The 13,904-nt window shown below is 60.6% G+C and carries 17 protein-coding genes; 11 read left to right on the top strand and 6 right to left on the bottom strand.

The window, feature by feature from the left end; translation table 11 throughout:
* Positions 1-633: 633 nt before the first annotated feature.
* From rpsT to mutM, 3 genes are all read right to left on the bottom strand, one after another.
* On the bottom strand, positions 634-897 hold the full coding sequence (gene rpsT, locus I8N54_RS19880) for a 30S ribosomal protein S20 (RefSeq protein ID WP_140194650.1): 264 nt from the start codon (positions 895-897) through the stop codon (positions 634-636).
* A 174-nt stretch (positions 898-1,071) separates the two neighbouring features.
* Positions 1,072-1,848 carry an enoyl-CoA hydratase-related protein gene (locus I8N54_RS19875; protein WP_140194652.1) on the bottom strand — a complete coding sequence of 259 codons (777 nt, stop codon included), beginning with the start codon at positions 1,846-1,848 and terminating at the stop codon, positions 1,072-1,074.
* Between the two features lie 64 nt (positions 1,849-1,912).
* Positions 1,913-2,764: a bifunctional DNA-formamidopyrimidine glycosylase/DNA-(apurinic or apyrimidinic site) lyase gene (gene mutM / locus I8N54_RS19870; protein WP_140194654.1), complete on the bottom strand. Its 852-nt coding sequence runs from the start codon at positions 2,762-2,764 to the stop codon at positions 1,913-1,915.
* An 85-nt stretch (positions 2,765-2,849) separates the two neighbouring features.
* On the opposite strand from mutM, the gene ubiE reads away from it, so the two are divergent.
* Together ubiE and ubiB are read left to right on the top strand one after the other, a co-directional pair.
* Complete coding sequence (gene ubiE, locus I8N54_RS19865; RefSeq protein ID WP_140194656.1) at positions 2,850-3,602, top strand: bifunctional demethylmenaquinone methyltransferase/2-methoxy-6-polyprenyl-1,4-benzoquinol methylase UbiE; 753 nt, start codon at positions 2,850-2,852, stop codon at positions 3,600-3,602.
* Complete coding sequence (ubiB, locus tag I8N54_RS19860; protein ID WP_140194658.1) at positions 3,603-5,126, top strand: 2-polyprenylphenol 6-hydroxylase; 1,524 nt, start codon at positions 3,603-3,605, stop codon at positions 5,124-5,126. It begins immediately after the preceding gene.
* A gap of 89 nt (positions 5,127-5,215) precedes the next feature.
* On the opposite strand, the gene I8N54_RS19855 is transcribed toward ubiB, so the two are convergent.
* Positions 5,216-5,875, bottom strand: coding sequence for a flagellar hook capping FlgD N-terminal domain-containing protein (locus tag I8N54_RS19855; RefSeq protein ID WP_140194660.1), 660 nt, complete (start codon positions 5,873-5,875; stop codon positions 5,216-5,218).
* A gap of 9 nt (positions 5,876-5,884) precedes the next feature.
* On the bottom strand, positions 5,885-7,324 hold the full coding sequence (locus tag I8N54_RS19850; RefSeq protein ID WP_140194662.1) for a flagellar hook-length control protein FliK: 1,440 nt from the start codon (positions 7,322-7,324) through the stop codon (positions 5,885-5,887).
* 105 nt (positions 7,325-7,429) lie between these two features.
* On the opposite strand from I8N54_RS19850, the gene I8N54_RS19845 reads away from it, so the two are divergent.
* From I8N54_RS19845 to I8N54_RS19825, 5 genes are all read left to right on the top strand, one after another.
* On the top strand, positions 7,430-7,681 hold the full coding sequence (locus I8N54_RS19845) for a rod-binding protein (RefSeq protein ID WP_140194664.1): 252 nt from the start codon (positions 7,430-7,432) through the stop codon (positions 7,679-7,681).
* Positions 7,682-8,239: 558 nt separating this feature from the next.
* Entirely contained in the window at positions 8,240-9,508 is a 1,269-nt protein-coding gene (locus I8N54_RS19840) for a flagellin (protein WP_140194668.1), read from the top strand.
* A gap of 88 nt (positions 9,509-9,596) precedes the next feature.
* Positions 9,597-9,965 carry a flagellar biosynthesis regulator FlaF gene (gene flaF, locus I8N54_RS19835; RefSeq protein WP_140194670.1) on the top strand — a complete coding sequence of 123 codons (369 nt, stop codon included), beginning with the start codon at positions 9,597-9,599 and terminating at the stop codon, positions 9,963-9,965.
* Positions 9,962-10,369, top strand: coding sequence for a flagellar biosynthesis repressor FlbT (gene flbT / locus I8N54_RS19830; RefSeq protein WP_140194672.1), 408 nt, complete (start codon positions 9,962-9,964; stop codon positions 10,367-10,369). Before flaF ends, flbT begins: the two co-directional genes overlap by 4 nt.
* Entirely contained in the window at positions 10,366-11,187 is an 822-nt protein-coding gene (locus I8N54_RS19825; protein ID WP_140194674.1) for a DUF1217 domain-containing protein, read from the top strand. The genes flbT and I8N54_RS19825 overlap by 4 nt, the downstream gene beginning before the upstream one ends.
* 6 nt (positions 11,188-11,193) lie before the next feature.
* Here the strand turns inward: I8N54_RS19825 and I8N54_RS19820 are convergent, their stop codons facing one another.
* Entirely contained in the window at positions 11,194-12,501 is a 1,308-nt protein-coding gene (locus I8N54_RS19820; RefSeq protein WP_140194676.1) for a FliI/YscN family ATPase, read from the bottom strand.
* Between the two features lie 90 nt (positions 12,502-12,591).
* On the opposite strand from I8N54_RS19820, the gene I8N54_RS19815 reads away from it, so the two are divergent.
* Genes I8N54_RS19815 through I8N54_RS19800 form a run of 4 tightly spaced genes read left to right on the top strand, consistent with a single transcriptional unit; the run spans position 12,592 to position 13,903 of the window.
* A complete protein-coding gene (locus I8N54_RS19815; protein WP_140194679.1) occupies positions 12,592-12,957 on the top strand; it encodes a FlgB family protein in 366 nt (121 codons plus the stop codon).
* Between the two features lies 1 nt (position 12,958).
* The gene (gene flgC, locus I8N54_RS19810; protein WP_140195708.1) at positions 12,959-13,351 is read left to right on the top strand and encodes a flagellar basal body rod protein FlgC; all 393 of its coding nucleotides are present in this window, start codon (positions 12,959-12,961) and stop codon (positions 13,349-13,351) included.
* A 10-nt stretch (positions 13,352-13,361) separates the two neighbouring features.
* Entirely contained in the window at positions 13,362-13,634 is a 273-nt protein-coding gene (fliE, locus tag I8N54_RS19805; RefSeq protein WP_140194681.1) for a flagellar hook-basal body complex protein FliE, read from the top strand.
* Positions 13,634-13,903 (top strand): flagellar biosynthetic protein FliQ, encoded by a 270-nt coding sequence (locus I8N54_RS19800; protein WP_140194683.1) that lies wholly within the window; start codon positions 13,634-13,636, stop codon positions 13,901-13,903. The genes fliE and I8N54_RS19800 overlap by 1 nt, the downstream gene beginning before the upstream one ends.
* Position 13,904 lies beyond the last annotated feature (1 nt).

Below are 13,904 nucleotides of genomic sequence, written 5' to 3'. Positions count from 1 at the left end.
TGACCAGCCTGTCCTGTTTTCGATTTGCCCGGACGAGGTCTGTCCCGACCCCGCGCCCCTTTCGACCTGCGACCGCGTCGCACGCCTGGGAGAAAGCAAGCCGTCAACGTCCCCTGCCACGCCTAATGGCAGGGCGACTTGGCCAGTTTTCGAGTGGCCCGTGCAGGCACTCCGCCCATCGACGGCAGCGCCGGCACGGGTCACTCTGGATCATGGTTCGGACCGGGCCGTGTGGATAAATCCATCGACCTTCCGCGGGCAAAGGACGCCCTCCGGGACGACGGCAGCTTTGTGCCGTCCCGTGGTGTCTCGCCAGAGTCGCGTCAGGGTCAGCAGACAGGAACCAAAGCAGCTGGTTCCGGCCATTTCGCTTTCCCCCGGGACGACTCTCCATGTTCCCCCAGGTGTGCGCTCGTGAATCGCCTGCTCAAGCTAGCAAGGGGTTCGGAGCCCCCACAACAGAACAACTCGCTTGACTCAGTGCTTTCCGTCGCGGGTCCGTGAAGAGAATCTGAGAGCGCCTTGAATCCACATGACTCGAAGGAATTGCTGTAATCGCACTGTTGCCAAAATGACAAAGCGCGCCGAGTTGGCGCGCTTTGTTCGGAACTGCAAAAGGCCTTTACCGTAAGGTCAACCGAGCGCTTTGACCCGGGCCGAAAGGCGGGAGATCTTCCGGGACGCAGTGTTCTTGTGGAAAACGCCTTTGGTGACGCCACGCATCAGCTCGGGCTGGGCGGCGCGCAGGGCGGAGGTCGCCGCGTCCTTGTCACCGGAGGCGATCGCTTCTTCGACCTTGCGGAGCTGGGTGCGGATGCGCGAGCGGCGGGCTTTGTTGACTGCGTTGCGGCGCTCGTTCTGACGGGCGCGCTTCTTGGACTGGGGCGTATTTGCCATGTCTCTGGGTCCTCTTCCGGGGTCGGATACGTTTCAAATTCGGCGCACGGATCCCCGGGTCCGGGACCATCTGTCCCGGCGACTCTTGCCAAAGCGGGCATCACGCGCATGTAGCGCGGCCCTATAACGACAATTTTCGCGGTTGGAAACCGGTAATCTGTGGCAGTGCCCCGACTACTTGTCGCGGAACTGCGCCTCGCGCTTCTCGCGGAACGCGGCCATGCCCTCGGCCTGGTCGTTGGTGGAGAAGAGCGCGTAGAACAGCGTCCGCTCGAAGCGCATGCCCTCGGAGAGGGACACCTCCTCGGCGCGGTTGATGGCCTGCTTCACCGCCGACGACGCCAGCAGCGACTTCTCGGCGATCTTGCCGGCGGCCGACTGGGCCTCTTCCTTGAGCTTCTTCAGCGGCACGACGCGGCTGGCAAGCCCCGCACGCTCCGCTTCTTCGGCATCCATGAAGCGACCGGTCAGGTGCATGTCCATCGACTTCGACTTGCCGACGAGCCGGGTCAGCCGCTGCGTGCCGCCCATCCCGGCCATGATGCCGAGGTTGATCTCGGGCTGGCCGAACTTGGCATTATCGGCGGCGATGACGAAATCGCACATCATGGCAAGCTCGCACCCGCCGCCGAGCGCGTAGCCCGACACGGCGGCGATGATCGGTTTGCGAATGCCGGCGAACTTGTCCGATTCACGGGCGAAGAACTGCTCCGTGTACATCTCGACAAAGCTCTTGTCGGCCATCTCGGCGATGTCGGCGCCGGCGGCAAAGGCCTTCTCCGACCCGATCAGGATGATGCAGCGTACCTTGTCGCTCGCGTCCGCCTCTTCGAGCGCCTTCACCAGCTCCTTCAGGAGCTGCCGGTTGATGGCGTTCATGGCGTCGGGGCGGTTGAGGGTAATCGTACAGACGTCGTCGGAGGATTCGACGATGATCGTCTCGTAGGCCATGTCTCGGTTCCCAGTAGCCAAAGGCGGAGGCCCCACGCTTAACAAAGGCGCGACCGGGGTCAAATCATCTTTGGCAGGCGGGACACCAGAATGTGGAACGCCCCGATTGTACGATGCGTGTCACCGTACCCCCGCAGCCTTCCCTTGGGCAGGGGTGACCTTCCCGGTCGTAGACCCTGAAAACATGCTGGAAATAGCCCAGTTCGCCATCAGCCCGGCGATAGTCGCGCAGGGAAGAACCGCCCGCCTCGATCGCCTCCGACAGCACGTCGCGCACGATCGGAACCGTTGCCGCAAGGCGACGGTCGGACACCCGCCGCGCCGTGCGACGCGGGTCGATTCCGGCCCGGTGGAGGACTTCGCACACGTAGATATTGCCGAGTCCCGCGACGACGCGCTGATCCAGCAGGGCCGCCTTCATCGGCGTATTGCGCGTCTTCAACCGCTCGACGAAGTATCCCTCGCTGAACGCATTACCGAGCGGTTCCGGACCGAGGTTCCGGATCAGCCAGTGCCGTTCGACTTCCGCACTGGGCCAGAGATCCATCGCCCCGAACCGACGCGGGTCGTTGAATGTGATCCGCGCCCCGTTTCCCATGTTCAGAACGACATGGTCGTGCTTCTCCGGCATCGGGTGGTCGTGGTGAAACTGACCAAGCGGGTCGCCACTGACGGTCATCCGCCCCGACATGCCGAGATGCACGATCAGGGTTTCGTCTCCGTCCAGTTCCGCCAGCAGGTATTTCGATCGTCGGCCGAGCCGCAGCACCCGGCGCCCGGTCAGGCGGTCCGCGAATTGCTCCGGAAACGGCCAGCGCAGGTCCGGGCGGTTGACCTGCGCGAGGTCGATCACCGCCCCCTCCATAGCCGGGGCCAGCCCGCGACGGACTGTCTCGACCTCTGGCAATTCGGGCATCGCGCGCTTTCCTTTCTTCACGGCGCGTTGTCTGCGCCGGGGAGCGCCTATAGAAAGGCGCGGGTGCCAGGGACCGCAAGAGCCGATGACAGACGATAAAGAGAAGTTCACTCACTTCGGCTACCAGGAGGTACCCGAAGACGAGAAATCCGGTCGCGTTCGGGGCGTCTTCACCTCGGTCGCGAACCGCTACGACGTCATGAACGACGTGATGAGCGTCGGTATCCACCGGGTCTGGAAGGATGCCATGATGGACTGGCTTGCGCCGCGTCCCGGGCAGGCCCTGCTGGATGTCGCCGGCGGGACCGGCGACATCTCGTTCCGGTTCCTCAAACGCGCGGGCCAGGGCCACGCCACCGTTCTCGACCTGACGGAGCCGATGCTGGTCGAAGGGCGCAAACGCGCCGAGGCGGCGAGCCTGTCCGACCAGCTCGACTGGGTGGTCGGCGACGCGATGGCGCTGCCTTTCGACGACAACAGCTTCGACGTCTACACGATCTCTTTCGGCATCCGGAACGTGACCCGCCCCGCGGATGCGCTGGTCGAGGCCTATCGAGTCCTGCGTCCCGGCGGCCGGCTCATGGTGCTCGAATTCTCGCGTGTGCCGAACCCGGGGCTTAGGCAGCTTTACGATCTCTACTCGTTCAACGTCATTCCCCGAATGGGTCAGATGATCGCCAACGACCGGGACAGCTATCAGTACCTTGTCGAGTCGATCCGCCGGTTCCCCGATCAGGACACCTTCCTTTCGATGATCCGCGATGCCGGCTTTGGAAACGCCGCCTATCGGAACCTGACGATGGGCGTCGCCTGCCTGCATTCCGGCTGGAAGCTGTAAGTGCGCGGTCCGCATAACATTTTTCGCCTGATCCGCACCGGCGCGACGCTCGAGCGGACCGGAGCCATGACCTTCGTGATGAATGCGTTCGAGGCGCCGCCGCTCGTCCGTATCGTGATCCGTTGCCTGATGTGGCCGTTCCAGTGGCTTGGCTACAAGGGCGATCCGGACATGGGTCCGACGACGCGGGCGCTCAACGCGCTTGGCCCGGCCTACATCAAGTTCGGCCAAATCCTGTCGACCCGCCCGGATGTCGTCGGCACGGACCTCGCCTCGCAGCTGCGCGTGTTGCAGGATCAGCTCCCGCCTTTCCCGAGAGAGGTCGCCAAGGCCGAGATCGAGCGGGAGCTTGAGATCTCGGTCGACGAGACCTTCAGCGAGTTCTCCGAACCGGTTGCCGCCGCCTCGATCGCGCAGGTTCACCGCGCCCGCCTTGCCGAAACGGGTGAGGATGTCGCGGTGAAAGTCCTTCGCCCTGGCATCGAACGCGCCTTCCGCCGGGACATCGACGCCTTCTACTTCGCAGCCCGGGTGATCGAGTTCCTGTCTCCCGCGTCTCGTCGCCTTCATCCGATCGACGTCGTGACGCATTTTGAAGGTGTAGTTCTTGGTGAGCTCGATCTTCGGCTTGAGAGTTCCGCCGCGTCCGAATTCGCGTCCAACACTGCGCGCGACGAAGGCTTCCGCCTGCCTTCGATCCTCTGGAACCTGTCCGCACGCCGCGTGATGACCCAGACATGGGCCGACGGCACGCGTTTCGGAGATGTCGCGGCGCTCGAAGCTGCCGGCCACGATACGCGACGCCTCGCCGCACGTGTATTGGAGCTGTTTCTGCTCCACGCGCTGCGGGACGGCATGTTTCACGCCGACATGCACCACGGAAACCTGAAGGTCGCGCCGAACGGCGATATCATCGCCTACGACTTCGGAATCATGGGGCACATCGACGAATACACGCGTCGGGTCTATGCCCAGATCCTGTTCGGGTTCATCCGCCGCGATTACCGCCGGGTCGCCGAGGTGCACTTCGAGGCTGGCTACGTTCCCGCCGATCGCGACGTTGACGAGTTCGCCCGCGCCCTTCGCGCTGTCGGGGAACCGATATTCGGCATGGACGCCTCCCGGATTTCGATGGGCCGTCTGCTGGCCTATCTCTTCGAGGTGACCGAGCGATTCGGCATGGAGACAAGGACGGAGTTGATCCTCCTTCAACGCACCATGGTCGTTGTCGAGGGCGTCGCTCGATCGCTCGACCCGCATATGAACATCTGGGAAGTCGCCCAACCCGTCGTCGAAGAGTACATCAAGAAGAGCCTTGGCCCCACGGCGCTTGCCAAGGATCTGACCCGTACGGCAGAGGTTCTCGCCCGGTTCGGTCCGAAGCTGCCTCACATCGCCGAAGCGGCGCTGATCCGGCAGTCGACGCCGTCGAAACCAACGTCTCATCCGGTCAGCTGGCCGTGGGCAGCACTTGGCGGCGCCGTCGTGATGGCCGCCGGCGTTCTGATCGGCGCCGGGCTGTGACCCTCGTTCGCCGCGCCTGGCGTTAGGATTGGCAGCACGCTTCAGCAGCCTTACCGTACGCGCAACGATATCAGGCCGGCGCCAAGACATCAGCCATCCCTGAGCGCCGTAATCTCATCGACCGGGACCACTGTGCCGCCGGGCAGGACGGCAGCTGTGCCCCGCGGCTCGACCCTGACTTCTTCAATCCGCGCGTAAACCTGCGCAGGCACAGCGTCGAGTGCCTCTCCCTCGGCGACCGATTCGACACTGAACGACACTATCGTCCCTTCAGTAAGGGCCACGTCCGGCCTCCACTGGATCTCGCCGTCGGCGACATCGATCAAGCGGCGGTCAAGCTCCCGGCCTGTATCGTCGCGAGCCACCAGAAATGCCGCTTCGGCCCCGTCCGGCGGCTCGACCACGACCGGAATAGCGGTGCCATCATACGCAACCGGCGACTCGACGCGCGCCTGACGGCCAACCCAGGAGGCGTACTCGCCCAAACCCGCTGCTCCCATCTGGACGGTCATCGCCTTCAGCAGATCATTGGTCAGGACCTGCTGCTCCACCCCGGAAAACGTCGCAAGCTGAAGAGCATATTCCGCCGAGTCCATTGGATTAAGGGGGTCCTGGTTTTCCAGCTGCACCGTCAGCATCTTGAGAAACGTCTCGAAATCCGAGCTGATCGAACTGCTTTCCTCCGTCGCCGCCCCCGCGAATGCGTTCCGGGCCGCTGTGCCATTCTGAAGCGCTTCAATTCCAGACATGATTCCTCCTCAAAGCCTCAGGTCTAGACCGGTCAGGCTGACAAGTTTTGTGGTGGGCCGCTCGACGATTTCGAGCACTCCGTCGGGGTCGACTTCGATCGAGTCGCCTTCTGCCTGCCCCTGACCCCGCCGGTCGAATGACTGCTGACCTCGCTCTGGCAGTTGAATGTTAACCTCCGCGAAACCAGCGCTGCGTAGGCTTTCGCTCAGAACAGCGACATGCCGGCGAAGCATCTCGGACGTGTCCGCACGATCGGCGACAAGCGTGATCAGCAACGAACTCTCGGTGTGACTGACGCTGACCCTGACGTTCCCAAGCTCTGGCGGATCGAGCCGGATCTCCGTGGTCCCTGTCGGGTTGTTCTGGATTGAGACGACCAGTTGCCGATTGACCTGATGGGCCAACTGAGACTGCGGCATAGCATTTGGAGTTGGGTTTGGGGCGAGCCGATCTGTTGGCGCAGTTGTGGCTGGCAGTTCGAACTCTCGGCCCTGCGCCAGTTTGGCTTCGGCCTGAGAGGCGAGAAGAGCGGAAGAAGTGCCTCGGGTAGCAGGCTCAGTCTTGGGCTCCACTTGAATCGAAGCAGAGGAATCTAATAAGGCAGATTTCCGATCTGGCACGACTTCAGTCAAATCGACCTCCGGCCGGTTCAACCGGGGGCTGGCTGTTACAGCTACGAACAGTCGATCTATATGGTCCGTTGGCTCAGCAAGCTTGAGAAACGCATCTTTCTGGACGAGCGCGTTTCCTGTCAGCCCGAAACTGGAAACCAACTCACCGGGCACCTGTCTTGGAGACTCGACCACCTCGCGCTCAAGCATCTCGACCGAGCGCTCCTGATTCTCCAGCATTGGCGCCTCCTCAGCCGCCTGAAGCGCACGCGCAGTAACCGCGCTCGTTTCCGACCCTTGACGGTCAGCCGGTATCAGAGCGCCCTCCGTTCTGGCCGACGTTTCTATCCGCGTCAGATCTGTTTCACCGTCGAAACTGCGGTTCGAAGCAGACTCGACTAGGACTTGATGAGGCGTCTGGATTGGGGCTTGGTTGCGGTCAGCCGCTGCTTCATCACCGTGAGGGTCTTCAAGGTTGATGGTATCCGCTGAACTGAAAAATCCGCCCTCAACCTCAGTAGAACTCGGCGCGGATACCGGCGGCGATAGCACCTCGGCACCCGCGGACGAAGTCAATTCGTGATGCTGCTCAGCAGGAAATGCGCCCTCTTCTAGCTTGCCAATATCAAGCACGTCTGCGGCCGCCTCAGTATCGGAAGCGCTTTCTCCGACCGCTGACTCCGTGGGCAGCCCGAACTCGCTAGCGGCTGTAAGTTCCCCGTCGCTCAGAACAGCGAGCACCGCTGCAAAGTCCGCCGAAGAGTACTTGGGCGACAGGTTGCCGATCTCGAATGACACGCCCGTTTGGTCTGCCCGAAGGGCCGAAATATTCTGCATGATTTCATTCAGCTACTACGATCACGCAAGTTAATAGCGCAAAATTACTAACGGAATATTCATACGCGGCAGTTTATATTCCGCCCGACCCACTTTGGAGGCAGCATGACCCACACATATCCCTCAAGTTTTCCAGACAAATCTATCTGGACTGCTGCGAAACAGATCGAGACGACCCTTGTATCTCAAATGTTAAAGTCGGCGGGGCTTCATGAATTTTCAGAAAGCTTCAGCGGCGGCATAGGTGAGGAGCAATTCACATCACTGCTAGTCGAGGCACATTCTTCGATCATCGTGGAGAACGGAGGGTTCGGGCTTTCAGAAGCAATTTACCAACACCTTCTGTTGCAAGCTTGACCGACAATACAATATCACTGCTGACTGAATTACTTCGGAAAGAGCGGACTGCTATCCTTTCAGGTGATTTCAGCGAGCTTGCCCTGATTGCCGAACAGAAGCGCCTCCATTTGGAGCGGCTCGCGAGAAACCAGGTCGCCGAATCTTCTCTTACAGCACTAGAGGAGAAGGCAGAACAAAACGCGACCCTACTGCGGTCTGCGATGAATGGCGTTTCTGCCGCGAAACGACGACTCGAAGAGGTGCGAAGGGTGCGTAATGGACCTTTGTTCTACGCGCCGGCGGGCAATACTGAGGTACGATTTACCACGTCGAGTCATTTCAGAAAGAAAGTCTAAGAATCGACACAAAGTCTGGTAATACTGAGCCTCGCCGTTAGAACTTTCTTCAGGAAGTAAGTTCAGTTTCGGCACTGCAGTCGAACGGCTGCGCAAACCTGGACAGAAACGTTCAGTCTAATCTCAGTCAGAATGACGATCGACGCCGCAGGAAATCCCGCGGTTCTTGTTTCTATGACCAAAGGCGCAAAGCGCCCGAAAGAAAGGGACCAAAGTCCAAATGTCCAGCATTCTGACCAACAACGGCGCCATGGTGGCGCTGCAGACCCTGAAGTCCATCAATCAGGATCTCGGCAAGACCCAGTCGATGATCTCCACCGGCAAGGCCGTTGCCACCGCAAAGGACAACTCGGCGGTCTGGGCAATCTCCAAAGTCATGGAGTCCGACGTTCAGGGGTTCAAGGCGATCTCGAACAGCCTCGCTCTCGGTGAATCGACTGTCGCCGTGGCCCGGCAGGCCTCCGAGGCCGTGACCGACCTCCTGACGGAGATGAAGAACAAGATCGTCGATGCACAGGCGGACAACGTCGATCGCTCGAAGATCCAGGACGACGTCAATGCCTTCATCGACCAGATCAAATCAGTCGTGGGCGCAGCCCAGTTCAATGGTCTGAACCTTGTTGATGGCTCTGCCTCCGACTTCAACACGAACGGGAACGTCGGCACCAACATCCTGTCGTCGCTGGACCGCGATTCCAATGGTGGCGTCGCTGTTTCCAGCATCGGCATCGATGCTCAGAACCTCTCGACGACGACGGGTGATGCGCTCACCGCCGCCACCAATTCGGTGGCGAGCCTGACCGAGAATGGCGGGGCCAACGATACCACTCAGGTCGCGCTCGGCGCCGCCTTCCTTGATGCAGCCGGTGCCGCTGCCGGCTCCACGGCGCTCAAGTCCAGCGACGCTGGCGTTGACACGGCAGTGACGACCGGCCTTGTCGAAGGTGACGTGATGCGGCTCAAAGTGGGGAATACGGAGGGCAGCTATGTCGTTCGTGAAGGAGACAACGCGGACGCCGTTCTGTCCGGCCTGAAGAACGGGCTAATGGCTGCCGGACTCGACGACACGAAGTTCTCGCTGACGCTCGGCTCCGGCACGCTCGATGTTCAGAACCTCACCAGCGAAGCGGGTATCGGCATCACGCTCACCCAAGAGCGCGGCACCGGTGCGCTTGCTCAGCTGGAAACCCTCGACGTTTCCACCCAGAGCGGCGCTCAGACCGCGCTCGGTGCGATCGAGGGCATGATCCAGGCTGCGACGGAAGCAGCGTCTTCGTTCGGCTCGGTTCAGGGCCGTATCGAAACGCAGGCGACTTTCATTTCCGATCTGACCGACTCTTTGAAGTCCGGCATCGGGAGCCTCGTCGATGCGAACATGGAAGAGACTTCGGCCCGCCTCCAGGCGCTGCAGGTCCAGCAACAGTTGGGCACTCAAGCGCTGTCCATCGCCAACCAGGCGCCGCAGTCGATCCTTTCGCTCTTCCGGTAAGAGCGTCGGGGAGGCGTTATCGCGCCTCCCCTTCACAGCTCCCCGATGAAATTGCGTTGCCGACACTCAGTCCCGAAAGGATGACGACGTGAACGTCATTGAACGTGCCCGCCAAGGCTACGCGCCCAAGACCTCTGCCGTGAGGACGGAGCGGGCGACGGAGTTGCAACTCTTGGGGCAAGTGACGTCCCGCATCCGGAATGCAGCTCAGAGCCAAGACATGCCTCGACTTTCTGAAGCGCTCTTCGACAACCGCCGTATATGGAACCATCTGGCCGGTGAAGTCGTGGACGAGCAAAACGGCCTGCCCGAAGAACTGCGCGCGCGGATCTTCTATCTGGCCGAGTTCGTCGCCGCTCATAGCCGCAAGGTTCTCCGAGGAGAGGCTACGATAGATACCTTGATCGAAGTAAACACAGCGGTCATGCGCGGTCTGTCTTCGGGATCAGCCAGATGACTTGCCTCGTATTGAAGCTGGGCCCGAGGGAACGTGTCCTGGTGAACGGCGCCGTAATCGAGAATGGGGACCGTCGCTCGAGGCTTTCTATTCTGACACCGAACGCGAACATCTTGCGACTGAGGGACGCCATTCGACCAACTGAAGTAAACAGCCCAGTCCGAAGGGTCTGTTACATCGCGCAACTGGTGCTTTCCGGCGACGTCGAAGAAGAAGACGCAGCGCTTCAACTCATGCGTGGAATAGAACAACTGAGCCTCGTATTGCGCGATGAAGACAGTGTGTCACATCTCTCAGCAGCAACGGACGCGGTTGCCGAGAGAGAGTTTTACAAGTCACTTAAACACCTGAGAGCACTTTTGCCGCGAGAGGCACGGCTCCTCGCCATGGGACGGGACGCATGACATTCCGTCCAGCGGTTCCCCTGTCTGGATATGCTGGCTGGCAATTTTTGCAAAGAACGTTGGAGATCCAGAAACAAGCATTCGAGTCATCGGCCCCAATCAGCAGAGCGACAAATTACTTCCGGGAGAATATCGCAAATATTACATCACTTGATGAATTCATGGCAGACCGGCAACTTGTCCAAGTCGCCCTCGGTGCGTTCGGTTTGGACAAGGACGTCAACTCGACCGCCTTCATTCGAAAGGTTCTGGAAGAGGGGTCGATCGATAGCGGGTCATTCGCCAACAGGCTGTCTGACAAGCGCTACCTCAGCTTGTCCAAGGCTATGGGTTTTGGAGATGTCGGCGGCGCAGGTCGGACGTGGTACGAAGGCTTTCCCGAAGAGATCCTGAACAAGTATCAGGACCGTCAATTTGAATTGGCCGTCGGTGAGACGAACGAAGACATGCGGCTCGCGCTGAACCTCTCGGACGGTATCGACCAGGTCCTGACTTTGCACCAAACGTCGAACGCCAGATGGTTCGGCATCATGGGGAGCCCGCCTCTCAGATCGGTGTTTGAAACGGCGCTGGGATTCTCCACAAGCTTCGGACGCATCGACATTGACCAACAGCGAGACCAGCTGATGGATCGATCGAAGGCTGTTCTCGGCACGGACGAGCCAGCCGACTTCAGCAAACCCGAAGTTCAGGAGAAGCTCATCCGTCTGTTCCTGATCAGATCAGAGGCAAATGCGATCGCAGCCAATGGCGGTGCGAATACCGCCTTGGCACTGGTACAATCAGCCGCAGAAAATTATCGCTCCTACTTCTCCTGAGAAGGTTCATCCTTGATCAAGAAGCAAACGGCGAAGAACATCATAGTCGCGAATTCCGGGGTTGGTACGTCTTGCCAAGAACGAGTCCAAATCAGGATACAACCGCACGGCCCGATCAAGTTGCTTGTCCGTTCCTGAGACGTACAGGCCAGCCTGGATCATCATTTCCGAGCGCTCGTATGTGGCGAGCAAGCGCCTCGTTTCAGAGATCAGCGCATTCTCACTCTCCGACGCAACGCCTGGTAGCGAACGGGAGGTCGAACGTAACAGATCGACGGCCGGAAACCGACCGCGTTCAGCGATCTTCCGATCCAGAACCACATGACCGTCCAGTACTCCCCGCAGCATGTCTGCAACCGGTTCTTCCATGTCAGATCCGGCAACCAAAACGGTGAAAATCGCGGTGATGTCGCCAGAGGCTCCGACACCCGGACCAGCTCGCTCACAAAGGTTCGCAATCGCGGTCGCAGTCGAGGCTGGAAAACCGCGAAGGCCAGTGGATTCGCCTCGCGCCGCCGTGACCTCTCGCTGAGCTTCGGCAAATCGTGTGACGCTATCCAGCAGCAGCAGGACTTGCCGACCCTGATTTCGGAAATATTCGGCCGTTGCCATTGCTGCGGAGGCGCACTTCAAACGCAATTGCGGGGATGTGTCCGATGTGGCCGTGACCACAACCGAGCGTTTCATCCCGGCATCGCCGAGCACATCTTCAACGAATTGTCGCAGCTCGCGTCCGCGTTCGCCGACCAGACCGATCACCACGATGTCCGCTTCAACATTCCGCGCCAAGTCGCCGAGCAAAGTCGACTTGCCGACGCCAGAACCCGCAAACAGCCCGATCCGTTGTCCGCGAGCCAAGGGAAGCAATGTATCAAATACGGCAAACCCCGTTGAAAGGCGTGGGCCCATAGCCCGCCGATCATGTGGCGGCGGCGGCTCCGGCGAAAGCGGCGTCGCACCGATCCCAGGCAGCAACGGCCTTCCATCCAGCGGCCGACCCTCCGGATCAATGACCCGACCAAGCCAGTGATTACCTGGCGCAAACCGAAGCGCAGGTTCCAGCCGGACAGGTGTCCGGAGGCTGATGCCTGCGGTGCCGCCCTCCAGCAGAACAATCGCCGCGTCGGACGCCAAGCCAATGACCTCGCCACGGCGATTGTTCAGCGACGGCAACGACACCGGATCCCCCAGTCGAACGCCCGTGCCGAACCCCAAGACCATCAGCGTCGGGCCGCGAACCTCCGTCACCCGACCCATGAGGTGGCGCGCGCGCAGGTCCTGCATTCGATTGGTGACCAACTGAAGAGACTCCATAAGATTCGATGCCTTTTCCCAATGGCGACAACCCGACCTTAAGAAATGCCCCTTAAGGCTTGGTTGAAGCCAATCGAGGGAGAAGCCCCGATGTACGAAAACCTGACTGTAATGAGGACCTCGGCCGCAATGGCCGAGCATGCGGCGCAACGCCAAACTCTGACCGCGCAGAACATCGCGAACGCGGACACACCCGGGTACATCGCCCGGCAGCTCCCGCCGTTCCGGGATTTCGCTGAAGGCGGTCTCGCGCCGAGGGCCAGTAGAAGCGGGCACCAGGCCATGAAGGCGCCTGAAGCGACGCCGACCCGGGCAGAGCCTGCACCGAACGGCAATGCCGTCTCGATCGAGGTCGAGATGGTGAACGCCGTCGAAATTCAGCGCGAGCACGTCCAGGCGTTGGCGATCTACAAGCACGCCATGGATGTTCTCCGTCTATCGATCGGGCGGAAATGACATGGCTGGCTTCTCAGATACCTTCGGCATCGTGGCCAGCGGGATGAGCGCGCAAGCGGCCCGGATCCGACACACGTCCGAAAATATCGCCAACGCCGACACGCCCGGATACCACCGTAAAACCGTAGCATTCCGGGAAGAGTTACAAAGCGGAAAACGGACTGGCGCGGTTCAGGTCGGCCCGGTTCGGCTGGATCTGTCGCAGCTGTCCCGCATCTACGATCCAGAACATCCGCTGGCCGACGCAACCGGCCACTACGACGGCTCCAACGTCAACCTGATGATCGAGATCGCAGACGCCCGCGAAGCACAACGCAGCTACGAGGCGAACCTCAAGATATTCGAGCAGGTCCGACAGATGTCATCCTCACTGCTCGAACTGTTGCGCAGATAGGAGCAAAGAGATGGACCTCAGAACGAGCCTCCTCCCCCACGGCTATGACAAGAACCGCGATGCCACCGCGCCGACATCCTCCCCGATTGGGCAGGCTGCCAATGAGTTCATGGCGACCCTTGAGGCCGGCGAAGACGCGGCGATGGGCGGCATGGCCGGCAAAGTCGACCCGCACAGCATGGTTCAGGCGCTCGCCCGCACCGAACTGGCGCTCGAAACCGTGGTGGCAGTCCGCGACAAGGTCGTCGAAGCGTATCAAGAGATCCTGAGGATGCCGATCTGATGATGCGGCAGGGCGAGTTCTACGATGTCGTCCGCGAAGGTCTTTGGATCGCGGTGGCGACCTCACTTCCGATCCTCACGGTCGCGCTGGTCGCCGGCTTATGTGTCGGCCTGTTTCAGGCGCTGACCTCGATCCAGGAAATGACGCTGACCTTCGTGCCAAAACTCGCGGCGATCGTCGCCGTCTTCTGGGTGACCATGGGGTTCATGACAGACACGCTCGTCGACTTCTTCGCCACTTCGCTCATCCCGCTCATCATCGGTTATTAAC

This window comes from Pelagovum pacificum, from assembly GCF_016134045.1.
GTDB classification, from domain to species: Bacteria; Pseudomonadota; Alphaproteobacteria; order Rhodobacterales; family Rhodobacteraceae; genus Oceanicola; species Oceanicola pacificus_A.
This window is presented reverse-complemented; position numbering and strand designations above follow the sequence as displayed.

Excerpts from the sequence above, each read along its gene's own strand:
- rpsT (WP_140194650.1), bottom strand. The coding sequence starts at position 897 with ATGGCAAATACGCCCCAGTCCAAGAAGCGCGCCCGTCAGAACGAGCGC.
- I8N54_RS19875 (WP_140194652.1), bottom strand. The coding sequence starts at position 1,848 with ATGGCCTACGAGACGATCATCGTCGAATCCTCCGACGACGTCTGTACG.
- mutM (WP_140194654.1), bottom strand. The coding sequence starts at position 2,764 with ATGCCCGAATTGCCAGAGGTCGAGACAGTCCGTCGCGGGCTGGCCCCG.
- ubiE (WP_140194656.1), top strand. The coding sequence starts at position 2,850 with ATGACAGACGATAAAGAGAAGTTCACTCACTTCGGCTACCAGGAGGTA.
- I8N54_RS19855 (WP_140194660.1), bottom strand. The coding sequence starts at position 5,875 with ATGTCTGGAATTGAAGCGCTTCAGAATGGCACAGCGGCCCGGAACGCA.
- I8N54_RS19850 (WP_140194662.1), bottom strand. The coding sequence starts at position 7,324 with ATGCAGAATATTTCGGCCCTTCGGGCAGACCAAACGGGCGTGTCATTC.
- I8N54_RS19845 (WP_140194664.1), top strand. The coding sequence starts at position 7,430 with ATGACCCACACATATCCCTCAAGTTTTCCAGACAAATCTATCTGGACT.
- I8N54_RS19840 (WP_140194668.1), top strand. The coding sequence starts at position 8,240 with ATGTCCAGCATTCTGACCAACAACGGCGCCATGGTGGCGCTGCAGACC.
- flbT (WP_140194672.1), top strand. The coding sequence starts at position 9,962 with ATGACTTGCCTCGTATTGAAGCTGGGCCCGAGGGAACGTGTCCTGGTG.
- I8N54_RS19825 (WP_140194674.1), top strand. The coding sequence starts at position 10,366 with ATGACATTCCGTCCAGCGGTTCCCCTGTCTGGATATGCTGGCTGGCAA.
- I8N54_RS19820 (WP_140194676.1), bottom strand. The coding sequence starts at position 12,501 with ATGGAGTCTCTTCAGTTGGTCACCAATCGAATGCAGGACCTGCGCGCG.
- I8N54_RS19815 (WP_140194679.1), top strand. The coding sequence starts at position 12,592 with ATGTACGAAAACCTGACTGTAATGAGGACCTCGGCCGCAATGGCCGAG.
- flgC (WP_140195708.1), top strand. The coding sequence starts at position 12,959 with ATGGCTGGCTTCTCAGATACCTTCGGCATCGTGGCCAGCGGGATGAGC.
- fliE (WP_140194681.1), top strand. The coding sequence starts at position 13,362 with ATGGACCTCAGAACGAGCCTCCTCCCCCACGGCTATGACAAGAACCGC.
- I8N54_RS19800 (WP_140194683.1), top strand. The coding sequence starts at position 13,634 with ATGATGCGGCAGGGCGAGTTCTACGATGTCGTCCGCGAAGGTCTTTGG.